The organism is Novosphingobium sp. BL-S-20 (assembly GCF_055521635.1).
This window is the reverse complement of the sequence record NZ_CM145493.1, coordinates 1,661,031-1,683,117: the sequence shown is the minus strand read 5'-3', so window position 1 is coordinate 1,683,117 and position 22,087 is coordinate 1,661,031. Positions and strand designations below refer to the sequence as shown.

General features: G+C 60.4%; 16 protein-coding genes and 1 pseudogene. 6 read left to right on the top strand and 11 right to left on the bottom strand.

Annotated elements, in window-relative coordinates:
* Nucleotides 1-39 precede the first annotated feature (39 nt).
* Nucleotides 40-675 carry a glutaredoxin 2 gene (gene grxB, locus ACZ1II_RS06880; RefSeq protein ID WP_465143673.1) on the top strand — a complete coding sequence of 212 codons (636 nt, stop codon included), beginning with the start codon at nt 40-42 and terminating at the stop codon, nt 673-675.
* Here grxB and ACZ1II_RS06875 read toward each other — a convergent pair whose 3' ends face one another.
* The 4 genes from ACZ1II_RS06875 to ACZ1II_RS06860 form a co-directional block, all read right to left on the bottom strand.
* A complete protein-coding gene (locus ACZ1II_RS06875; RefSeq protein WP_465143672.1) occupies nt 676-2,055 on the bottom strand; it encodes a carbohydrate porin in 1,380 nt (459 codons plus the stop codon). It lies immediately after the preceding gene.
* A 93-nt stretch (nt 2,056-2,148) separates the two neighbouring features.
* Nucleotides 2,149-3,447, bottom strand: coding sequence for an MFS transporter (locus ACZ1II_RS06870; RefSeq protein WP_465143671.1), 1,299 nt, complete (start codon nt 3,445-3,447; stop codon nt 2,149-2,151).
* Nucleotides 3,448-3,499: 52 nt separating this feature from the next.
* Nucleotides 3,500-4,495, bottom strand: a complete 996-nt coding sequence (locus ACZ1II_RS06865) for a transketolase family protein (protein WP_465143670.1) — start codon at nt 4,493-4,495, stop codon at nt 3,500-3,502.
* A gap of 23 nt (nt 4,496-4,518) precedes the next feature.
* Nucleotides 4,519-5,373: a transketolase gene (locus ACZ1II_RS06860; RefSeq protein ID WP_465143669.1), complete on the bottom strand. Its 855-nt coding sequence runs from the start codon at nt 5,371-5,373 to the stop codon at nt 4,519-4,521.
* 146 nt (nt 5,374-5,519) lie between these two features.
* On the opposite strand from ACZ1II_RS06860, the gene ACZ1II_RS06855 reads away from it, so the two are divergent.
* Nucleotides 5,520-6,425, top strand: a complete 906-nt coding sequence (locus ACZ1II_RS06855; protein ID WP_465143668.1) for a LysR substrate-binding domain-containing protein — start codon at nt 5,520-5,522, stop codon at nt 6,423-6,425.
* Here ACZ1II_RS06855 and ACZ1II_RS06850 read toward each other — a convergent pair.
* From ACZ1II_RS06850 to ACZ1II_RS06840, 3 genes and pseudogenes are all read right to left on the bottom strand, one after another.
* Nucleotides 6,415-7,218, bottom strand: coding sequence for an SDR family NAD(P)-dependent oxidoreductase (locus ACZ1II_RS06850; protein ID WP_465143667.1), 804 nt, complete (start codon nt 7,216-7,218; stop codon nt 6,415-6,417). The genes ACZ1II_RS06855 and ACZ1II_RS06850 overlap by 11 nt on opposite strands.
* Before the next feature lie 288 nt (nt 7,219-7,506).
* Nucleotides 7,507-8,427: pseudogene (locus ACZ1II_RS06845) on the bottom strand (IS30 family transposase); the annotation flags it as partial.
* Between the two features lie 124 nt (nt 8,428-8,551).
* Complete coding sequence (locus ACZ1II_RS06840; RefSeq protein ID WP_465143666.1) at nt 8,552-9,481, bottom strand: LysR family transcriptional regulator; 930 nt, start codon at nt 9,479-9,481, stop codon at nt 8,552-8,554.
* Between the two features lie 102 nt (nt 9,482-9,583).
* On the opposite strand from ACZ1II_RS06840, the gene ACZ1II_RS06835 reads away from it, so the two are divergent.
* Entirely contained in the window at nt 9,584-10,630 is a 1,047-nt protein-coding gene (locus tag ACZ1II_RS06835) for a Rieske 2Fe-2S domain-containing protein (RefSeq protein ID WP_465143665.1), read from the top strand.
* Nucleotides 10,631-10,644: 14 nt separating this feature from the next.
* On the opposite strand, the gene ACZ1II_RS06830 is transcribed toward ACZ1II_RS06835, so the two are convergent.
* Genes ACZ1II_RS06830 through ACZ1II_RS06820 form a run of 3 tightly spaced genes read right to left on the bottom strand, consistent with a single transcriptional unit; the run spans nt 10,645 to nt 17,402 of the window.
* Nucleotides 10,645-13,725, bottom strand: coding sequence for an alpha-L-rhamnosidase (locus ACZ1II_RS06830; RefSeq protein WP_465143664.1), 3,081 nt, complete (start codon nt 13,723-13,725; stop codon nt 10,645-10,647).
* Nucleotides 13,726-13,762: 37 nt separating this feature from the next.
* Nucleotides 13,763-15,073: a glycoside hydrolase family 1 protein gene (locus ACZ1II_RS06825; RefSeq protein ID WP_465143663.1), complete on the bottom strand. Its 1,311-nt coding sequence runs from the start codon at nt 15,071-15,073 to the stop codon at nt 13,763-13,765.
* A 10-nt stretch (nt 15,074-15,083) separates the two neighbouring features.
* The gene (locus ACZ1II_RS06820) at nt 15,084-17,402 is read right to left on the bottom strand and encodes a TonB-dependent receptor (protein ID WP_465143662.1); all 2,319 of its coding nucleotides are present in this window, start codon (nt 17,400-17,402) and stop codon (nt 15,084-15,086) included.
* 169 nt (nt 17,403-17,571) lie between these two features.
* Between ACZ1II_RS06820 and ACZ1II_RS06815 the strand changes: the two genes are divergently transcribed.
* Nucleotides 17,572-18,210, top strand: a complete 639-nt coding sequence (locus ACZ1II_RS06815; protein ID WP_465143661.1) for a TetR/AcrR family transcriptional regulator — start codon at nt 17,572-17,574, stop codon at nt 18,208-18,210.
* 11 nt (nt 18,211-18,221) lie between these two features.
* On the opposite strand, the gene ACZ1II_RS06810 is transcribed toward ACZ1II_RS06815, so the two are convergent.
* Nucleotides 18,222-19,112 (bottom strand): LysR family transcriptional regulator, encoded by an 891-nt coding sequence (locus ACZ1II_RS06810; protein WP_465143660.1) that lies wholly within the window; start codon nt 19,110-19,112, stop codon nt 18,222-18,224.
* Between the two features lie 127 nt (nt 19,113-19,239).
* On the opposite strand from ACZ1II_RS06810, the gene ACZ1II_RS06805 reads away from it, so the two are divergent.
* Complete coding sequence (locus ACZ1II_RS06805; RefSeq protein WP_465143659.1) at nt 19,240-21,612, top strand: TonB-dependent receptor; 2,373 nt, start codon at nt 19,240-19,242, stop codon at nt 21,610-21,612.
* Nucleotides 21,612-22,055 (top strand): DoxX family protein, encoded by a 444-nt coding sequence (locus tag ACZ1II_RS06800; protein WP_465143658.1) that lies wholly within the window; start codon nt 21,612-21,614, stop codon nt 22,053-22,055. The genes ACZ1II_RS06805 and ACZ1II_RS06800 overlap by 1 nt, the downstream gene beginning before the upstream one ends.
* Nucleotides 22,056-22,087: the final 32 nt, after the last annotated feature.

Genomic DNA, 22,087 nt, shown 5'->3' with positions numbered 1-22,087 from the left:
CACGTTGATGATGAGGCGGTTGACATGGATAGGTAAGTCATGAAGCTCTATATCTACGAACACTGCCCCTTCTGCTGCCGAGCCCGCATGATCTTCGGCTTGAAGGGTCTTTCTGTCGACATTGAGGTCGTGATGGAAGGAGACGCCGAAACACCCCTTCGGCTTGTGGGCCGTAAGGTTTTGCCTATTCTCCAGAAGCCGGATGGCACGCATATGGCCGAGAGCATGGATATCGTCCGCTTCGTGGATGGACTGACAGGTTCGCCGATCATTGGGCAGGCAGGATCTTCCGATCTGGCACAATGGTACGAGGCTACTTGGCCGCTCGCCTTGAAGCTGTTCATCCCGCGGTTCACACTCGCGCAGTTTGTCGAGCTGTCCACGCCCGACGCCCGCGAAGCGTACCGGCTGCGTGAGGTCGAAGCGTTCGGCGATCTGGAGGAGCTTGTCAGCCAGACGCCTGCGCTGCTGCGCCAGATGAACGTTATGCTCGAAAAGCTCGAGCGGCTCCTTGCCGCGCACCGCTCCCTCAACACCGACGACTTCTTGATTTATCCGCTTTTGCGATCCTTGAGCATCGTTAAGGGCACCGGGTTCGGTCGCGAAGCCCGCGCCTATATGAAGCGCATGGAAGATGCCACCGGCGTGCCCCTGCTTTTTGCCCAAGCCGCCTGATCACAGCGTAAGGAAAGCACTGGCACCCAGCACCACGACCGTCGGTCGATCGCCTCGGCCGCCAGGATGCAGGTAGAGCTGGACGTTCGGTCTCACACTGAGAGCCGGATGGACGGCGATCGAGTAGGTCAGCTCGGCCACATATTCGGAACGTTGCGGCACTCGGCCGGTAAGCCCGCGGTCATACTCGATCTGCTGAATTTCAGCGAGACGACCATTGATGTGCGTTCTTGCAAAGGCGATGCCCGCCTCATCCTTTGGCCGCCCCGGGATCATGCCGGTCTTGGTTATCCCGGCGACGAAGATCGAGCGGATGAGGTTCGTGCGGCGGTCCGTTACGACACCACTGAAATTGACGCTTATGGCACCGACGCCTTCAGCATCGGGGCCATGCAGCTGCTGGCGAAGAACTACATAGCCGCCCCAGCGCCCGCGCTTTGTCGCTGCCGGCCGCCCGGTCAGTGCCGCGTAGTTGCCGTCCAAGTCGCGCACCAGATCGTTGCTGATCGACGTGTCATGCCAGACACCAATCTTGTAGATGCCTGACCGGGAGGGATCTCCGCCCAGATTAACGGTGAAAGCCCGCTCGACGGGGATGAGCGCTCCCTTCGCGCCCGAGATGCCGAGATTGAAGCCCTTCTTGGGATCAAGATTGTCGGGATTGAGCTCGTAGATCCCGACCTGCGTGTAGCCCAGCTTATCCGTGATCCTGGTGCGGGCGCCCCAGACGCTGACGGGCGGATTGTACCAATATTGCGGAGAGACATGGCCTGGCACGATGCCGCAGAAGGTCAGACTTTCAAAGAAGCACGGCGCGGTGCCGAAATCTTCGCCAACGCTCATCCGGCCCATTTTCAGCTCGGAGTTACCGAATTTCTGAAGGTAGAAGAGTTGCGAAAGGCGCCAGACCTGCCCTGCCCCCCAAACCGCTTGGGGGAATTGCAGCAAGCCGATGTTCGCCGTTTGATTGACGTTGGAGCCATGGCGATTGGTGATGAGGCCCTGGATGGAGCCGCCCTTGATTCCAGCGATTTTGCCTAGGTCGAACTTTGCTCCGAAGGTCAGCTGTGCCGTATAGGCCGTCTTCGAGCCGGTGCCACCATTCACGTTCCAGGCCGGCATGGCAATATACTGGATCGAGGGCGTGATACCGGCGCTTTCCAGCGCGGGACGCATGCCGCCCCAGTCTCCGAGCAGATGAGGTTGCCCGGCGGGAGTCGCGGAGCTGGTCGCAACGACCTTGGCGCGAGCGGAAGCCGGGCTCGCCTGCTGCTGGGTGGAGACCGGGGCGGTGGCCGCCGGTTGGGTGGCGGCGGCCGTATGAAGCCCATCCGGTGCCGGTGCGGTGATGGCTGGCGGCGGGGGAAGATCGATAGGCATAGGCAAGGCTTCGCCGGACGCTGCCGGCGCCTTTCTATTATTACCCGGTGGGAGGCGCACCTCTCCCGATGCGCTGGTTTCGGTCTGTGATTGTCAGCGGTTGACGCTCTTGGGCACGAGCAGCACCAGGGTAGCGCCCAGGAGAACCGAGCCAGCAATGGCATAGAGGCCGAGGCGCAGGTCGCCGGCAACCGAGACGAGGGAACCAATTACATAGGGCGACACGAAACCTGCGACGTTGCCGATGCTGTTGATGGCGCCGATCCCGGCAGCGGCCCACACCCCACCCAGGAACGCGGGCGGCAGGCTCCAGAACATCACTGTCGACGTGAGCATCCCTGCAGTCGCAATCGACAGGAGCACGATCGAGATCGCCAGGTTGTGCGGGAAGAACGATGCCAGGGTAAGGGCCAGTGCGCCGACTACCATCGGGATAATGAGGTGCCAGCGGCGCTCGCGGGTGCGATCCGCGCTGAAGCTGAAGAACAGCATCGCAGCCATCGCGGTCAGAAACGGCAGGCTGATCAGCATACCGTTGAGCAGCGGTGTGGTCGCGCCGGCGTTCTTGACGATAGTGGGCAACCAGAAGGTCATGGCATACTGGCCCATGACGACGCAGAAATAGACGGCGGTCAGCAGCCACAGGCGCTTGTCGGAGATGAACTGCTTCACCGACATGTGCTGGGTCGTGGTCCCCGCGTCTTCTGCCAAATCCGCCAGCACCACCTGCTTTTCGGCATTAGAGAGCCAATCGACGTCAGCGGGGCGATCGGGCAGAAAGCGCCAGGTTAGGAGACCGGCGGTCAGTGCCGGAAGAGCTTCCAGAACAAACATCCAGCGCCATCCTTCCCACCGCGCAACGCCGCTCATGTTCTCCATGATGAGGCCCGAGAGCGGGGCGCCGATTATCCCGGCGAGCGGAATGGCGAGAAACATGGCGCTGTTCGCGCGCGAGCGGCGGGCAGCCGGGAACCAGTACGTCAGGTAGAGCAGTGCGCCCGGCGCAAAGCCCGCTTCCGCCACGCCGAGCAGGAAGCGCAGCATATAGAAATGCGCCTCCGTCTGGACGAAACCGAAACATGCAGAAACCACGCTCCAACTGATCAAAATGCGCGCAATCCAACGGCGGGCGCCGACCTTGTGCAGCATCAGGTTACTCGGCACTTCGAAGATCGAATAGCCGATGAAGAAGATACCGGCGCCCAGCCCATAGGCGACCTCCGAAAATCCGAGGTCGGAAGCCATCTGCAGCTTGGCAAAGCCGATGTTCACACGATCGATGTACGCCGCGAGGTAGCACAGCAGCAGGAACGGCAGGATACGCCATGCGATCTTGCCGTAAGCCCCGCCTCGCATATCGACGTCGGTGCCGGAAATGATCATCGTAGTCATAGTCCTCTCCGGGATGATCCGGCCTGGAATTCCAGGTCCGCTCTTGTTGTGTTCACTGAGCCAGCCAGCTCTTGATCTTGTCGCAAATCGCCGTCGTCGAGATGCCATAGCGATCGTGCAGCGTCGGCAGCGCGCCGGCATCCAGGAAAGCGTCCGGCAGAGCAACCTGGCGGAACGGCGCATGGACCCCGGCACGCATCATCGCAGTGGCGACAGCTTCGCCCAGGCCACCGATGACCGAATGGTTCTCGGCGACAACCACCAAACGTCCCGGTTTCGCGCCGATGGCGGCCAGGATGCTGGCTTCGTCCAGAGGCTTGATGGTTGGCACGTGCATGACGGCCACATCGATCTTGTCCTTCTTCAGCGCATCGGCCGTTTCCAGCGCGCGCATAGACATGAGACCCGAGGAAACGACGAGAACATCGGCACCATCGCGCACCATCTTCGCCTTGCCGAGCTCGAACTTGTAGCCGTACTCGTCGAGCACCGCCGGAACCTTGCCGCGGAGCAGTCGCATATAGACAGGCCCGCGATGGTCTGTCAGCGCTGTCGTAGCCTGCTCGATCTCGATCGCATCGCAGGGATCGAGGATCGTGAGGTTGGGCATACCGCGGAAAATGGAGATGTCTTCCGTCGCCTGGTGCGACGGGCCGTATCCGGTCGTAAGCCCCGGAAGGGCGCAGCAGACCTTCACATCGAGGTCTTCTTCCGCGATCGCAAGGCACAGGAAGTCGTAAGCGCGCCGTGCCGCGAACACGGCATAAGTCGTCACCCACGGCTGGAAGCCTTCGCGCGCCATGCCGGCGGCCGACATGAGGAGCAACTGCTCGGCCATCCCCATCTGGTAAAAGCGATCCGGATTCGCCTGCTGGAAAATGTGCAGGTCGGTATACTTGCCGAGGTCGGCGGTCATGCCTACAATGCGGTCGCGGGTCTCGGCAGCCTTGGCAAGCGCGTTGCCAAAGGGGGCTGCGATCGTGCGCTGTCCTTCGGCGGCAATCGAGGCGATCATGGCGGAGGTCTTGAGGCGAACGGGGGCGTTCATGGTCTTGCTCTCTCCCGGATGGTTCAGATGGCGGTGTTGACGGTGCCGCCGCGAGCGACCCAGTCGGCATCGACGGCAGCGATCGCCTGATCCCATTCATCCTCGTCGACGCGGATGAAGTGGGTTTTCTCGCGCTTCTCGAGGAACGGCACGCGCTTGCCCATCAGCGTGTCGCAGATGATGATCCGGGGTTTAAGTTCGCGCAGTTCGCGCGCCGCATCGAAGGCGGCGACAAGCGCGGCCACGTCGTTGCCATCCACGCGTTGTGCATGCCACCCGAATGCCTCAAACTTGGCGACCAGTTCGGGATGGCCAAGCACATCCATCGACGGACCGTCAGCTTGCTGGTTGTTGAAATCCACGATGGCGATAAGGTTGTCGAGTTTCCAATGCGCGGCGGACATCGCAGCCTCCCACGTCGAACCTTCCCCAAGCTCGCCATCGGACAGCAGGTTGTAGACGAACCGATCGGACTTCTTGCGCTTGAGGCCGAGCGCCATGCCCACGGCGATACCCAGGCCTTGGCCCAGCGATCCGCCCGAAATCTCCATTCCGGGCGTATAAGACGCCATTCCCGACATCGGCAGACGGCTGTCATCGGAGCCATAAGTCTCGCGCTCTTCCAGCGGCACGATTCCCGCTTCGATCAGAGCAGCGTAGAGGGCGATGGCATAATGACCGATTGAAAGCAGGAAGCGGTCCCGTCCTTCCCATTCGGGCTCAGTCGGACGGTAATCAAGTGCGCGAAAATAGGACACGGCGAGCACATCCGCGACGCCCAGTGCCTGGCCAATATAGCCTTGGCCTTGCACAGCCCCCATGCGCAGCGCATGCTTGCGGATATGGTAAGCGCGCTCTTCCAGCTCGCGCAGCGGCATGTTCGCTGATGCAGTAGTCACTTTCAAACTCCTCTCACGCAGCTTTGTGCGGTTGCGCGTAACTGCTTCGCCTGCTTAAATTGCATCAAGCCAATTTCATCAAATGGTATGTTTACAACGAACATGAATCTAGTTCATGTAAGGCCATGGCTCTACACCTTCTCCTTGGTCCTCTGAAAATCTTTGAAGCAGCTGCGCGCCTGGGCTCGTTCAAGCTTGCTGCATCAGAACTCAATCTGTCGCCCAGTGCGGTGAGTCACGCGATCGCGAAGCTCGAACGTGAACTCAATGCGCGCCTTTTCGACAGGGATCGACGACAACTCGTGCTGACATATGACGGGCAAGTCCTGCATGGCCCCATCGAACAGGCATTCGCTCTGATACGAACAGGCATGCAGTCGGTTCAAAACCGGCATGCCCAGATTTTACGCCTGCACGCAGCTCCCAGTTTCGCAGCACAGTGGCTGACGCCGCGGTTGCAGAAATTCTTGAACGCGCACCCTGACATGGAAGTGCAAGTGGCAGCTGACACTGACTATACGCGCTTCGTCAACGATGACTTCGACGCTGATATCGTCTACGGGACACGTGATCAGTCAGGTCTTATGGTCCATCCTTTGGGGCAAGAACGGGTGGTTCCCCTCTGCTGCCCGGAGATTGCCGAAAAGATCACCACTCCGAAGGACGTGTTGGGTTTTACCTTGATCCGAAGTGCGCTGAAGACAAGCACCTGGGAACGGTGGCTTCATGCCAACGGTGTGGGTCTTTCTCCTCCGGCCGGAATGCGGTTTGATCGCAGTTTCATGGCCATCAGCGCCGCTGCTGATGGCCTGGGCATCTGCCTCGATTCAACCAGGCTTGCAGAGCGAGAGCTCAAGAGCGGGCGCCTGGTCGAACCCTTGGCGGGCCTCGCGAAGGCCCCTGCAGATACTCAGCATTTCCTTGTTTACCCCGAGCGAAACAAGGATCGGCCGGCGGTGTCGGCCTTTGCCAAATGGTTGCTCGCGGAACTCCATCAAGAGTCCAGCGAGCAACTGGGGGTCAGTGAATGAGCATGCCGCCATTCACATCGAGCGTGATCCCCGTAAGGTAGCTCGACAGATCGCTGGCAAGGAAGAGAGCGGCATTAGCAACATCGTTCGCAGCGCCCAGGCGTGCTAGCGGAATGCCGTCGATGATCGACTGTTCCTGCGCGTCGCTGAGCTTGCCGGCAGTGATGTCAGTAGCAATGAGACCGGGTGTGATCGAGTTGACGCGAACCTGCTTGCCTCCAAATTCACGGGCCATCGCCTTGGCCAAGCCGAGTACACCTGCCTTGGCGGCGCTATAATGAGGACCACCGAAGATGCCGCCCCCACGCTGCGCTGATACCGACGATAGGCAGACAATGCTTCCGCCGCCTGCGGCTACCATATGGGGGATGACTGCTTGCGAACAGATGAGCGCCCCGCGCAGGTTTACGTCGAGGATACGGTCGTAATCGTTACGGCCAATTTCAAGAGTTTTGACCGGCTGCGTGATCCCGGCATTGTTCACCAGAACATCGATTCGCCCGAACCGCTCTATGACTGCGGCGACTGCGGCAGCGACGGCAGCCTCATCGGCAACGTTCGCGCTCAGACCAAGATGGTTTTCGCCCAAGCCCGCGGCGGCTGCCTCTGCGGCCTCTTGATCCAGATCGAAGATGACGACCTTGCCGCCCTCTTCAGCAAAGCGCACCGCCGTAGCCCGGCCTATGCCCCGTGCTGACGCGGCACCAGTAACGATACAAATTTTGTCTTTCAAAAGCACGATTACCTCTCCGAACACCAAGCATGTCTTGTTTGTTTCGTGGGAGAACAGCAAACTGTTTGCAAACGCATTTACCTCACCGTTGATGAACCTAATTCACCTGATGAAATTTTGATGAAATTTCCAATCCGACTTAGTGTGAGGGCCGCTTCTGCGCCCAGGCGAGCCGATGCGCGCGCTGATTATGTCGCCCGAAGGTGTCACCCCACTTCAGTCATGAAGGCCGATTGCGCTGCTGTCTGAAAGGCGAACGGCGGCTTGGCCGTGTTCTCATCGATGACGGTTCGGTCTGGAGACCGCAGGCACAAACGAATGTGTTGATGACCGGAATGGGCGGTGGGTTCAACGGGTGGAGGCAACACATGCTTGGAACCGTTCTGCGGACGTTTGGTATTCGAGCGTTTTTCTAGGCCGTTGGTTAAGTTGCCGTGCAACGGCACTCAGCTTGGCCTGGCTGTATAGCGACAGATCGGTTCCTTTGGGGAAATACTGTCGCAGCAGGCGATTGGTGTTCTCGTTCGAGCCTCGCTGCCAAGGCGATTGCGGATCGCAGAAATAGACTTCGACATCGCTAGCCAGCGTGAGGCGGGGGTGATCGGCCAGTTCCTTGCCGCGGTCCCACGTAAGCGATTTGTAGAGTTCGCGCGGCAGGCGCTGCGTCTGCCTGATCAGCGCCGACACGACGCTCCTTGTGTCCTTGTTGGCGACCTTGACCAGCATCACATAGCGCGAATGCCGTTCGACCAGCGTGGCGATGTAGCTGTTCTTTGTGCCTCCGATCAGATCGCCTTCCCAGTGGCCGGGAATGGCGCGGTCCTCGACCGAGGCGGGGCGCTCACTGATCGACACGGCATCCTTGATCTGGCCATGTCCGTTACGCTTGAGGCTGGCGTGCCGCGACCTGCGGATCGTGCGCCGGGCGCGCAGATGCTCCAGCAGTTCCTTCTTCAGAACCCCGCGCGCCTGTATGTACAGGCTTCAGTAGATGGTCTCGTGCGACACCTGCTTATGCGGCTCCTCGGGAAAGCTGCGCCTGAGCCACCCCGCAATCTGTTCCGGAGACCATTTGCGGCGCAGCTTGGCCGATACTGCGCGGGCCAATGGCGGCGAGCAAGACAGCTTGCAGGGCTTGGGCCGCAAGGCACGGTCCCATGCCGCCTGATCGGACGCGGTCACACGATACCGTGCAGGGCCGCCATTGCGCCTGACTTCGCGACTGATCGTCGAGGACGAGCGGCCCAGTCGCCGTGCTATTGCACGCAAGGGGGTATATCATAGTTAATCTTGCACGGCTCAGAAGGCGGTCCGGCATGGGTAATTTAAGAAAAATTTTGATCAATTGAAGCGGCGAGCTCAATAGAGACGAGCGCGGTCGTTTGATGATCTGTCAAGATCCAACTACTGACGGATCACGCCCTTTGAACATTTCGCTGATAAGCCGTCGTAGCCAACTTACGGCCGGATCATCGTGAACCCGGCGATGCCAGAATTGCTGGATATCGATGCGCGGGGTCGACAAGGGTGGATCAATTACCCGTAGTTGGGCCATGGTGGCGAAGATCTCCCCTACTGCCGCAGGCACCGTGCTGATGAGATCGGATCCAGCGATCAACAGCGGCACGCTCATGAAATGAGGAGACTTCAGCTGAATGCGTCGAGAAAGCCCACGTTTCTCAAGGCTTTCTTCAAACAGTTCCTGGCTTCGCCCGGTTTGCGAGACGACGATATGACCCAGGCTCAGAAACGTATCAAGCGACCATCCCGGCGCCGCTTCGGGGTGGTCCGCTCGCGCGATGCAAGTAAAGGGATGATCGAAGAGCTTCTGGGTGAAAAAGCTGTTTCCTTCAATATCTGGGAAGAAACCCAGCGCGAGATCCACCGCCCCTTCTGCCATGGCGTTCCGGAGCTGCCCTGGCTGGAGTGATCGGGATTCCAACGTGACATGCGGCGCGCGCCGGGAAAGCTCCGTCATCAACTGGGGCAGGAATACGAGCTCGCCGATATCAGATAAGCTGAGGACAAACCGGCGATCGGATAGAAGCGGGTCAAAAAGCCGCTCGGCAAGAATCTCACCTTCAAGAAGACCAAGCATACGTTGCAAGGGTGCTTGCAGCGCCTCCCCCAGCATTGTGGGCTGCATGCTGTTGCCAGTTCGAACAAGCAGATCGTCTGCAAATTGGGTGCGCAACTTGCTCAAGGCGAAGCTAACGTTTGGCTGGCTTATGTTCAGCCGGCGAGCGGTTGCGCTGACGCCGCGCTCCTCGAGCAGGACGTTCAAAACAATCAGCAGGTTCAAGTCAAAGCGACGATAGTCCACGAGGTTATCCGACTCACTGATATGCCGTATCAACATTAACAGCGATGCGGATAGGCTGGCAGAACGCTATCTCTTTTGCAAACGAGTGAGAGGATGAGGCCTGTGGAACAACCACTTTATCTCAAGAACGTCTGGTACGTGGCGGGCTGGAGTAGCGATATCAAACGTGGCGATCGCATCGGCCGCACCTTCCTCGACCAGCCCGTCGTGCTCTGGCGCGATCAGCAAGGCACTGCGCATGCGCTTGCCGATCGATGTGCCCACCGCGCGATGCCACTTTCCGCAGGCGTCGTGGAAGGATCGGCCATCCGATGCCCTTATCACGGTCTGGAATTCGGAGGTGACGGCAGATGCACCCGGATCCCTGCTCAGGATCGGATTCCCGAAACTGCGCGCGTCAGAGCCTATCCGCTCGTCGAACAGCAGGGACTGCTCTGGATCTGGATGGGTGACATCGGACGTGCTGATGTGATGCTCGTGCCCAGCTATCCCATTCACGAAGATCCCGCCTACGCCTGGCGCTCGGCACACTTTCCCGTGAACGGAAGCTGGCAGCTGCTCGTGGACAATCTTATGGACCTCTCCCACCTGCCGTACATCCACGCAAAGACGATCGGCGGAAACCCGGACCTTCATTTCCGCACGAAGACGCAGTCCGAGAAGCTCACCAATGGTGTGCGGGTAATCCGCCACATGCCTGATTCCGAGCCGCCGCCCACTTATGTCGACGCCGCCGGATTCACCGGTCGTATCGACCGCTGGCAGGAAATCGAGTTTGAACCGGTGCTGATCCGCATCCACACGGGTGCATGCGATGCAGGCACCGGCGCGTATGAAGGCCGGCGCGATCACGGATTCTCGATGCGCGGCTTCCACGGCATTACTCCCGAAACCGCGACGACCACGCATTACTTCTGGTCGATGGCAACCAACATCCTGCGCGACGGAATTCCCGATGAAGTGTTCGAACAGACGGCCCGCACCTTCCGTGAGGACCAGGAGGTTCTGGAGTTGCAGCAGGCGCGTATATCGGCCGACCCGGATCAACCGATGATCGATATCGCAAGCGACGTGGGTGGCCGACATACGCGCCAGTTCATTTCTCGTCTGCTGCGCGAAGAGGCAACGGAGCGGTTGGCGGCTGCCTAAGGGGCGACTTCGGTTCAATAACTGAATCGGTGTCGTCCTGGCCCTGCTTCTTGTTCGCCGTCCGGGAGCGCCACGGTCGCGATGCAGTTCGCAGGCACCGACACGTCCAGCGATAGCTGCCCCGCGGAACGGGACCAATAAGTCTCGATGCGGCCACGAACGGTATCAAGGGTGGCTCCCGCAGACGGGATGCGTTCGTCGGGCAGAACTGCGACACGAAAGCGCGCGAACCCCGGCTCAATGGGCTCGATGCCCGCTACACGTTGGTACAGGAAAGCCGCTACCGCTCCCAGCGCATAATGGTTGAACGAATTCATCGCCACATCGCCCGTGTCGCCGTTCCAGCGTTCCCAAATCGTCGTGGCGCCTCGATCCACCATATAACCCCATGAAGGGTATTGATTGCGCAGAAGCAGGTCCCAGGCGAGCTTTTCCTCTCCCACCGCAGCAAGCGCATCAAGTGCAAGGGGGGTACCGAGAAAGCCCGTCGACAGCAGCGTACCGCGCCGCCTGATGTCCGCCGCCAGCAGCTTGCCTGCTGCCGCATGCTGCTTCGGCGCGAGCAAGCCCAGTGCAAGCGCCATAATGAAACTGCATTGACTGCCGTTCCCCACCGTCCCGTCCGCATCGACGAACTTTTGCTGGAACGCGCTACGAACCCGCTCATGGGCTTCCCGCCAATGCACGGCATCGACGTCTCGTCCTGTCCAGGCAGCCATCTTCGCGACCTGATTGATCGAGCGAGCAAGCATGGCGGTGGCGATGAGAGTTTTGGGCGTGGTTTCGTCCATCGGCGATTTGGCATCGAGGGCCAGCCAATCGCCCAGATCAGCGCCTCTATCCTTTTCCCAAAGACCGCCGGGATTGGTCGCAACTATGCCTTTAAGATAGGCGGTCATCGCTTCCCAGTTCTCCTCGACGACGGCCGTGTCACCGCTATGCAGGAACGACACATAAGGCAGCATGATCCCGGCGTCCGCCCAGCCGGGCGTGGCGCTTGTCGTGCCCCAGCCCAAGCCGGATGGACTAGGCGCCCAAAGCGGATAAGCGCCATTTTCGCTCTGCGCGTCCCGCAGGATGCGGCAGTAGGAGCGCGTGAAGGCCCCGACGTCCATGTTGAAGGCAGCCGCATCCCAGAACACCTGCGCATCGCCCGTCCACCCCAATCGTTCGTCGCGCTGGGGGCAGTCGGTGGGAATTCCGGCGAAGTTCGACCTCTGGCTCCAGAGGATATTCAGCCACAAGCGCTGCAGGCGCGGGTTGTCGATGCGGAAGGTGCCCGTCTCCTCCAGCGCGCTGGACAGCACGAGACCACTGATCGCGTCAGCTTTCAGATCGGTAATGCCCTCGACTTCGGCATAGCGAAATCCCTGATAGGTGAGCATTGGCTCCAACCGCTCGCCTACCGGGTCTCCTCGCAGAATATAACAGTCCTCGGCGCGGGCGGCGCGCAGGTTCCTGCGGTCGGGGAGTCCGGCCTTGTCCAGCACTTCGGAATGGCGAACCCTGATCTGGTGACCGCCCTTCCCTTTGAGATGGAGGCGCACCCTGCCGGCGAAGTTTTGGCCAAAGTCGATCAGAAAGCGATCCTCGGCAAGTTTGCGGATGGAGACGGGAGTCAACTTGCGCACGATGCGGATCGGCTCTGCGTGCGCAGGTGAACAGATGGCCGACGGCGCCGGCGCTTCCCAAACCTCGCTCCAGGCCGATGCGTCGAAGCTTGGATCGAGCCAGCCGTCCGGCCAGAGTCGCAAGTCCTGATCTTCGCCCGCGTAAAGCTCCGACATCAACAGAGGTGAGACTGCGTGTCGCCACTCCTTGTCGCTGACGAGACGCTGGATTTCACCACCGACACTCTCGATATCGAGGACCATGTGGATGCGGCGCGGCGCGGAGCCATAGGCAAAACGTCCTTCGGGAGCTTGGTAGCTTGCGAAAAAGCCGTCTCCCACAAGTGCGCCCAGGACGTTGTCTCCTTCACGCAGTAGATGGGTGACATCGTAGCAGCGGCTGGGTATCCGCCGGCTGTAATCGGCTGGCTCGGACTGGAGTTCGTCGTCGCCGATGCGCTTGCCGTTCAGCCATAGCCGATATCCTCCCAGCGAAGCGACGTGAAGGCGCGCGCGACGGACCGCCCCATGGCGGACGAAGCCGCGCCGCAGCAGCCGACCGGGGGTGGCCGGCCAAGGGAATACCGGCTGTCGCTCAGCTGCCATTGCCTTCACCCACTGCGCATCTGCGCCGAGCCTCGTCTCCCATCCGTCCGAGATGCGCCGCACCGCCGCCGTTTCCGACAGACGGAGTTGCGCGGCGAGCGCGACCGTCGGCTTGGTGAAGAAACCGGCGATGGGCGCGACGTCAAGTGCCAGCACATGCTCGCCCGGCTTCAGCTGCAACTCAAAGCGGGCTGCCGGTGCCCCCCCGAAGGCGTTGGGATCGCGCGCCGGAAGCTTCAAAGGCTCGCCGTCCAACCTGAGGGCGACAATCGCGCCATCCGCGACAAGAGTCAGCAGCCCTTGTCCCGCATCGCTCTGGAAAGACAACCGGAATGAGCGCGGCTGGCTGGGGGACGGTGACGACCCTTCGACCCATTGAGGTTCCGCCAGCCTGTCGCCGCGCTCTGCCTCGTTTTCGACGGCAAGCCACAGTCCGCTCCAGTCTGACGGCTGGAGGAGACCCATCTCCCACTGCGAAGGTTCGCTCCAGACGGAATGCCCATCGGCATCGATGACCTGGACTTTCCAGTAAAGCTGCTCGCCAGAGCGCAACTTACGGCCGGCAAAGGGCATGGAGGAGGATGGGCCGTCGATCCTGCCGCTGTCCCAGACGTCTCCTTGGTTCCGCTCTAGCATCCGCGGGTTCGACGAAACGAGGATGCGGCATGCGGACTGGTGTATCCGGGCTGCGCCTTCGATGCGCCAGGAGAGGGTCGGAGCGGCATCCCCCAGACCGATTGGTTCGTGGCGCCCGGCCGCCTTGAGGCTCACCACGGTAGCCTTGTTCGTTGCCGCTGCCGCGGCGGGCAAGATGTGCCCCACGCTCGCGCCCAAAACACCCGCGCCCGCGACAAATCCGCGCCGATCGACCTCTGGCAAATTCTTCCTCCCCTGGTTTTCCGCTGTTCAAAGACGGCTACAGGCTGTTTCGGCTTGCGTAGCGTCCAAGGTGAAGCCCGCTGGGCTTTATGGTGCGCGAGAACGTCTTGCGGTCGACCGCGACAAGCCCGAAAGGCGCTGTGTAGGCACGGTTCCACTCGAAATTGTCCAGCAGCGCCCAATGAATATATCCGCGCACATCAACGTCATCGATGATAGCGCGTCCCAGTCCGGCGAGCGCTCGGTCCATGTAGGCGATCCTGCGCCGGTCATCGGCCACTGCAACGCCGTTCTCGGTGACGATCACCGGCCGGCCAGTCGCCTTTGCAGCCCAGCGGACCGTCGCCTCAAGCGCTTCGGGATAGAACTCCATCTGCGTCAGGGTCTGTTCGGCGCCGATGGGTGGGGGCAAATCCGCGTCAGGCCCGACTATGGCACGGCCGTAGGTCTGGACCCCGACAAAGTCATCCTTGCGGACAGCCTCGAACCAGGGCGCGTAGACTTGCGCGATCTTGCGGTCCAGCGCGCTTTCGCCAGGCGCGGCCTGCTCGTCGGCCATGGACAGGCTAAGACCCAATTGAAGGTCTGGACGCACCGCTTTGATCGCCGCGACGGCGCGGTGATGGGCCGCGATCTGGTTGGGCACGGTTTTCGTGGTGTCCGAAGTCAGCGTGGCTGCAAAACGATCGGCCCCGATCAGGCGAGCGGCCGCCTTGTTGCCCAGAGCGAACATCGGCATCGCCTTACGGAAGTCCGGTTGCCAGGAAAGCTGCGGCGCAAGGTTGGGTTCGTTGAAGGTCAGGCCGTGAGTATAGTCCGGGCCCAGCCCACGGGCCGCCACTTCGCAGAAGCGCACGAAATGGTCGATGTTCGCCGCCTCCTCCCAGCCTCCGATTCCCGCGAACCACCGAGGGACGGTGAAATGGGAATAAGTGATGAAAGGCTGCAGACCGCAGGCATGGCAATAGTCGATCATCGCCCGATAGTGATCTAGCGCCGCCCGGGAATACTCGCCGGGCTCGGGTTCAATCCGGGACCACTCGATGCCGAAGCGATAGGTGTTGAGCCCGAGCCGGTGGACGATGTCGATGTCTTCACGCCAGCGGTTCCAGCTGTCGCATGCGTCTCCGGAAGGTTCAGCGAAGGCGCTCGGTCGCAGATGCTCGCTCACCCAGCTGTCGGAATTGACGTTTCCGCCCTCGACTTGGTGCCCGGCTGTTGCTGCGCCCCATAGAAAGTCGGAACGCAGCTTGCGGGGGGCAGTCGCGAGGAGCGGTGCGGCACTCGCCATCACCAGGCTCGCGGCGGTGCCGCGAAGAATCCCACGGCGTGAAACAGGATGTATCATAATGCTGCCCTTAGAACCGGAACTGGACGTTAGCGCCGATCGTGCGTGCTGAACCGAAGCCGAACTGCTGCTGGTAGCTCGCAATCCCGTTAGAGGCGTCGCCGGCGTCGAGGCCGATGAAGTTGGGGTTGTACTCGTTCGTGCAGTTCTTGCAGTAGATCGCGATCCGTATTCCGTTGTCGAACCGGACGCCTGCGCTTGCGCCTATGAGATCCGTCGTCGGCACGCGGGCGCCGGGCGCCCGGTTGATCAGGTAATTGATCGGGCTGCGGTGATACCAGTTCGCCTCGATGAAGGGGTGCGCGTTCTCCCCCACGTCGAGTTCGTACATCGCCTGCAACGACGAGGCGAATTTAGGCGCCGTCGGAGTGCGCAGCCCGCGGGCGTTAAACGATCCGTTTGTACAGCCCACTTGGCCTGGATAGCACTCGGCACCCTCGAAATTGCCGAATTTGGAATCGAGGAACGTCGCTGAGCCATTGATGGAGAAACCATGGAGCGGCGTGGCGCCGATGGTGATCTCGATACCCTTGCTCTTCACTGACGCTGCATTCTGCACGACGAAGGCCTGGAGCGCGGTGTCGAGCGACTGAGTCTGATAATTTGCGAACTTCGTGTGGAAGGCGGAGACGTTGAATATCAGCTTTCGATTGAACCAGCTTGTTTTCAGCCCGATCTCGGCTGTGTCGGACTTTTCGGCACGAACGAGCAGGTCCGCGTCGGCACTCGCTGCGGTGTCATTGAAGCCCGGTCCTTTGTAGCCTCGGCCATAGGAACCGTAGAACATCGCGTCCGGAGTGATCTGGTACTGGCCGCCGACCCGCCAGCTGAAATCCGTGTGACCGTAAGACTGCGCGAAGGTTCCCGGCACGCCGAGGGGAAGGAAATAGGCGTCCTCGATCTGCGTGAGGTCGATCGTTATCTCGTCCCGCGTGACGCGCCCGCCGCCGAAGATCTTGAGCGCGTCGGTCACCGCATAAGTCAGCTGACCGAAAGCGGCATAGCTGTCGGTCTTCATGCGATAGTCATTGTCCCGGCCCAGGAAGTAGCTGTTGCTGGTTGAGCATGCAGGCGGCGGAGCGCCGGGCGTCGCCACCGCGCCTACGCAGAAGGGGAAGTTCGGCAGCAGGAAACCGGGCAGATAATTGTTCCCCGCGATCTGGCCGGACTGGTCGATCGTCGAGTGGAAGTAATAGAGGCCGGCTTGTCCGGACAGACGGTTCTCCGAAGGCAGGGAAACCCTGAATTCGTTGGAGAACTGGTCATAATTGGCATGCGAGCGATTGATGTTCGCGCCGTTGCTGTTCGTGAAATCGACGTCCAGCTGGGAGTCGAAATTGTAGAACTTCCAGGCGGCGATGTTGCTGATCACCACGCCGCCAGGGCTCGTCCAGGCGAGCGAGGCCTGCGCGCCGCCCAGCTTCAGATCACGCCAGAAGCCGCCGTCGCCAGCATAAGTGAAATTGTCGTCGCCGGCTTCGATATTGGAAGATGCCAAGGGTGCAGCGTTAACGCTGCCCGCGCCGAGCTGGCGATAGGTGCGATCATAGATCCCTGCGACGCCGTGCGATTCGGCATATTCGCCGATCACGTAGAGCTCTAGAGAAGGCGTGAGGCGTTGCAGATACTTGGCGCGGACGCCGTATTGCTCGCGATCGAGATCGTTACGGACATCCCGGCGGCCGACGAAACTCGTCGAAGGCTCTTCATAGGAATAGGCGCCGTTCACGCGCAGCGCCCCATCCTCGCCAATAGGGATGTTGACTGTCGCACGGCCTATCATCGACCAGCTCTGGGCATCGCTTCCAGGCGTATCCCGGTTGCTGAGTTCCAGATTGCCTTCGATGCCGAAAACCCCAAGCTTGGGCCGCGTGGAGATGACGTTCAGCAGGCCGGCCGATGCGTTCTTGCCGAACAGGAGGCCTTGCGGACCATTGAGAACCTCCACCCGCTCGACGTCATTGAAAAGGCCCTGCGCAAGAAATGGCCGGCCCAGATTCACCTCGTCGAGCGAGGTGGCAACGCTGGAATCGATCGTCGTTGCGAAGGCCTGGGTGCCTACGCCGCGTACGGCAAATGTATTGTCGTTACCGACCTGAAGGCTCGGCGCCGCCAACGCCACCTGCGACAGATCGCTCACATTGCGCGATCGCAGCGTGTCTCCGCCCAGTGCAGTGACGCTCACCGGAACGTCCTGGAGGCGTTCCGTGCGGCGCTGGGCCGTGACCACGATTTCCGAAACCGCGTCCTCACGAGCGCTTTCCTGCGCATTCGCTGGATCGGCCATGGCAAGCAGGCTCACGCCTAGGAACAGTGCAACCCTCGTCATCTTTCAAGATCCTCCCCGCACCGATCAGTCGGTGTCACCAGGATCGAATAAGGTTGCTGAAAACATTCGGTCAAGCATGAATGTTAGTTGTTGATGGCTATCGATTCGGTCGCTACCTGAGTTTGGGCGGGGCGAGGTCCCTCATAGTAATGAGCTACGACGACAGGCCATGACCCAGAAACGACAGCGTCCAACCCAAGAAGAACGAACCGCCCGCACCCGACTTGCCCTCATCGAAGGCGCGATCTCTGCGATCAACGAGCGGGGTTATGCCGGTTCCAATACAGCTTTGATCTCCGAGCGCGCCGGCGTCTCACGCGGTGCCCTGCTTCATCAGTTCGGCACTCGCGCGGCGCTCATGGCCGAGGTGGTAAGGCACGTTTTCGAAGGGGAGATGGCGGAGTACGAGAAGGTTCGCCTGGCAACCGGCTTGGGCGATCAACTGTATGACTGGCCCCATCAGCTCTGGGCAGTACTGTCGCGGCCGGCAGGACTTGCCGTGCTGGAAATCCTTCAGGCGACGCGTAGCGACCCCGAGCTGGCCGAATTCGTGGTTCCGATGCAGGAGGAGGTCGAACGATCGGCGTTGGTCGTAATGCAACGTGCTTTCGGCGGTGACGAAGTGCTTGCGCGAACCGTCATGCGGCTGATGGTATGGTCCGTCCGCGGGCTATCGATTGCCGAACGCTACCTTCCCCATAGCGAGGAGAACACGGCGGCAGTCCGATTGCTCTCGCAGCTCCTCAAGGCAGCCGTTCCGGATGGAAAGATCACAGGATTTGCCAAGTTTGCGACAGGCGAAGTCTAAAGAGGCTCGCCTTACGCGGCGGACAGCAAGCGCTGCTTGAACCAGATTAGGCCGGCATCGGACGTCCGAGCCGTGTGATACTGTATCATCTCGCGCATCGCAGGCATCGGAAAAGGCACGTCGCGGATTTCCAGACCCAGCAAAGGCGAATAAGTGCGGGCCAGGCGTTCGTGCATCAAGGCAAGCAATCCTGTACCTGGCAAGAGCCATGGCACGAGGGAAAACGAGATCGTCGTGACCTCTATCCGCCGCTCGTCGCCTTGCTGGGCCATATGACGTTCCGCGAAAGAGGGAACGCCGCCGATCCGCACCGCGACATGGCCGCATCCGTGGAATGCCCTGCTGGTCATCTCGTTCCTGAAGACCGGGTTGGATCGGCAGCCGACAACAACGTGTCGTTCCTCGAAAAGGAGTTCGCTGGGATGGCCGGGACTTAGAAATTCTTCGGGCGTCACCTGGAAATCGAGCTTGCCGTCATCGAGAAGCAGAGCCGTATCGTGCGTGGGCAGTACCATGTTGATTTTGATATGCGGCGCTTCCTGCTTCAGCTTGGGCAGCAAGGGGCTAAGCAGGACCGTCGAGACGTAATCGGACGCGGCGATGTCGAAACGGCGATCGGACGTTGCCGGGTCGAAAGCGGTGGCGCCCGAAATCAGCGCGCGCAGATTGCCGATCGCCTCGGTTACCAGGGGGGCAAGCGCCAAGGCATGTGGGGTCGCCACCATCTTGCGGCCATGCGGCACCAGTAGTTCATCGTTGAGCGCAATCCGCAACCGTCCCAGCGCTGCACTCATTGCCGATTGCGTCAGATAGGCGCGCTGGGCAGCCCGGGTGACGTTCTTCTCCTCCAGCAGCAGCTCTAGCGCGATGAGCAGATTGAGGTCGAATTTGTCGAGCCGCATGATCTATCGATTCCGTTTGTGCTTAATCACAAAAACAAAAAGTTTGATCGTTGGCAAGCCGTCGCGCACTCCTCTTCCCAGAAGCTCATAGAAGCATCGGGGAGAGAAGAACGTGCGTACATCGTGGATGATCGGCAGCGCGGGGGCGCTGGCATTGGCAACGGGAACTGCTCACGCACAGGATGAAACGGGACAGGCAGGGGCCGGCGAACCGCCGGCGGGCCTCACCGAAATCGTGGTGACAGCGCAGCGCAAGGTGGAGAGCGCACAGCGGGCTGGTCTTGCAATCGACGTCGTCGGCGCAGACGAACTTGCGAGAGCCGGCGTCACCAGTTCCGCAGACATCGGTAAGCTGGTGCCGGCTCTGACTGTTCAGCAGAATGGCGGCGCGAACGCCGTGTTCTTCTTGCGCGGCGTCGGCAACTTCACGGTGAATGGATACAGCGATCCTGCGATCGCCTTCAACTATGACGGCGTCTATCTCGGACGACCGACCTCGACTTCAGGCATGTTCTACGACCTCGACCGCATCGAGGTTCTCAAAGGGCCGCAGGGAACTCTTTATGGCCGCAACGCCACTGGTGGCGCCATCAACGTCTTGCCCGCAAAGCCAAAGATCGGTGAATTTTCGGGCTTTGTCGATGCGAGCTATGGCAATTACGACGCGATAAGCCTCCAAGGCGCCGTCAACGTCCCGATTGGCGAAACCGGCGCCTTACGCGTCTCGGGCAACCTGACGCAGCACGACGGGTATCTCTCCGATGGGACTTCGGACGACCGCAGCCGCGCCTTCCGCGTTCAATACCTGGCGGAACTCACGCCCGATCTGACGATCCGGGTAAGCGGAGACTATTCGCAGACCGGCGGCAAGGGCGCCGGATCGACTTATCAGGGCCGTTATGTACCGAACGGTGCAGGCGGGCTTTCTTTCATACCGTCGGGCCTAGATGCCTCTGTCGGTCTGCTCGACCCTGCCTCGCAAGCATACCGTCAGACCCTGTTTCTTGGTCTTTCGGGACGCACAGCCGCGCCCCTCGATCCAGATGTTTATCTCAACAACAAATTCTACGGAACGAGCGCCGAGATCACCTGGAAAACCGGCGCGGGAACTCTGACAATTTTGCCAGCCTGGCGTTACTCGGACCTGGGCAATAAATTTGCAGCGCCCGGGTTCATTGGCTACATTCAGGAAAAAGATGAACAGTTCAGCCTCGAAGCGCGGTTTGCCGGCGAGCGTATCGGAATATTCGAATATATTCTTGGCGCCTACATGTTCGACGAGAACGTTGACGGCAACTACACCTTCGCGCAGCAGGCACTCAACGCTTACCAGGAATTCCAGTCCGACACTCGCTCTTATGCTGTATTCGGGCGCCTGACCGCTAATCTGAGCGACAGGTTGCGTCTGATCGGCGGCCTGCGCTGGACCCGCGATGAAAAGCAGTTCGACGGTCGGGCCGACGTCTTCCTCGTGCGCTGCACCAGGACGGTCAATTTCGTGCCGAGCTGTCCGACCACTCCGCTCCTTCCCGTGGGCGACAACTACACGCAGTTGCAGCCCCCCTTCATCGTCCCGCCCGTCGGCGGCGTCACGCCCATCGGCTCCAGCGGCGCGATCCTGATCCGGGCGGTGACGCCGGCTCAATCCGAACTTACTCGTTCCAAACTCACCTGGAGGGCGGGTTTAGAATTCGACGTCGCACCGCGCTCGCTCTTCTATGCCAGCGTCGAGACCGGCTATCGGTCGGGCGGCTTCTCGCTTTCCGCCGGTTACGAGACTTTCGATCCGGAATACATTACGGCCTATACCGTTGGGCTGAAGAACCGCTTCTTGGACAATCGCTTGCAGCTCAATTTGGAAGCGTTCCTGTGGAAGTACCGCGACCAGCAGATCAATCACACCGGGGTTGATGCGGCCGGCAACCAGGGCCAGTTCACCGAGAATGCAGGGCGCTCGACCAACAAGGGGTTCGAGGTCGAGGCGCAATTCCTGCTTACGCCTACGACGCTACTCAGCGCCCAGGTCCAGTATCTTGATGCCAAGTTCAAGGACTTCATCTACCGTGAGCCGATCGGCGCAACGCCGCCGCTCACGGGCTGCCCTTACGCACCGAGCGCAACCGCCGCTGGGCAGTACGATATCAACTGCTCGGGGAACCAAGCTTACCAGTCACCAAAGTGGACCGTCAATCTCGGCGCCCAGCAGACGCTTGAACTGGGCGACTACAAACTGATCTTTGCAGCCGACACGCAATATCGCACGAGCCGCTATGTTGCCTTCCAATATCTCTCTCAGCAACGGGTCGGAGACACCTGGGTCACCAATGCGAATCTCACCTTCACACCAGAAGGCGAAAGATGGTCGATCGGCGCGTTCGTGCGCAACATCGAGAACAATCGCGTGCCGGTTGCGGGTCTTACCTACAACGCCGCAAATGCTGCGACCATGGTGACTTCTCCGCCCCGGACCTATGGCCTGCGTGCCGGGGTAAAGTTCTGATGCAAGGCGATATCGTTGAACCGCTTACATGGCACGAACGCTGGGCGCCGACGATGCTGTCTTTGCTGCGTGTGGTCGCGGGCTTGCTTTTCCTCACACACGGTACTCAGAAGCTGTTCGGTTATCCCGTCCCTTCAGAATTTGGGATCGTGACGCACTTTGGCCTGATGGGATTCGCTGGGATCCTTGAACTCGTTGGCGGCATTTTGCTGACCGTGGGACTGTTCACCCGATCGGTGGCCTTCGTCCTCTCGGGGATGATGGCGGTCGCCTACTTCATGGTTCACGCGCCGATGAGTTTCTATCCGATCCTCAATCACGGCGAACTCGCGGTCCTCTTCTGCTTCGTTTTTCTGCTGCTCAGCGTCGTTGGTGCAGGAAAATGGAGCGTTGATCACTTCGTACTCGGCAGGCTCAAGCAGCAGGCGACCCGTCATGCATGATGCGGATCTAATCATTCACCGTGATGAAGCGG

Coding starts and splice junctions, on each gene's coding strand:
- ACZ1II_RS06825 (WP_465143663.1), bottom strand. CDS start 15,073: ATGATACATCCTGTTTCACGCCGTGGGATTCTTCGCGGCACCGCCGCG.
- ACZ1II_RS06815 (WP_465143661.1), top strand. CDS start 17,572: ATGACCCAGAAACGACAGCGTCCAACCCAAGAAGAACGAACCGCCCGC.
- ACZ1II_RS06800 (WP_465143658.1), top strand. CDS start 21,612: ATGCAAGGCGATATCGTTGAACCGCTTACATGGCACGAACGCTGGGCG.
- ACZ1II_RS06805 (WP_465143659.1), top strand. CDS start 19,240: ATGATCGGCAGCGCGGGGGCGCTGGCATTGGCAACGGGAACTGCTCAC.
- ACZ1II_RS06810 (WP_465143660.1), bottom strand. CDS start 19,112: ATGCGGCTCGACAAATTCGACCTCAATCTGCTCATCGCGCTAGAGCTG.
- ACZ1II_RS06855 (WP_465143668.1), top strand. CDS start 5,520: ATGGCTCTACACCTTCTCCTTGGTCCTCTGAAAATCTTTGAAGCAGCT.
- ACZ1II_RS06820 (WP_465143662.1), bottom strand. CDS start 17,402: ATGACGAGGGTTGCACTGTTCCTAGGCGTGAGCCTGCTTGCCATGGCC.
- ACZ1II_RS06875 (WP_465143672.1), bottom strand. CDS start 2,055: ATGCCTATCGATCTTCCCCCGCCGCCAGCCATCACCGCACCGGCACCG.
- ACZ1II_RS06865 (WP_465143670.1), bottom strand. CDS start 4,495: ATGAACGCCCCCGTTCGCCTCAAGACCTCCGCCATGATCGCCTCGATT.
- grxB (WP_465143673.1), top strand. CDS start 40: ATGAAGCTCTATATCTACGAACACTGCCCCTTCTGCTGCCGAGCCCGC.
- ACZ1II_RS06860 (WP_465143669.1), bottom strand. CDS start 5,373: ATGCCGCTGCGCGAGCTGGAAGAGCGCGCTTACCATATCCGCAAGCAT.
- ACZ1II_RS06870 (WP_465143671.1), bottom strand. CDS start 3,447: ATGACTACGATGATCATTTCCGGCACCGACGTCGATATGCGAGGCGGG.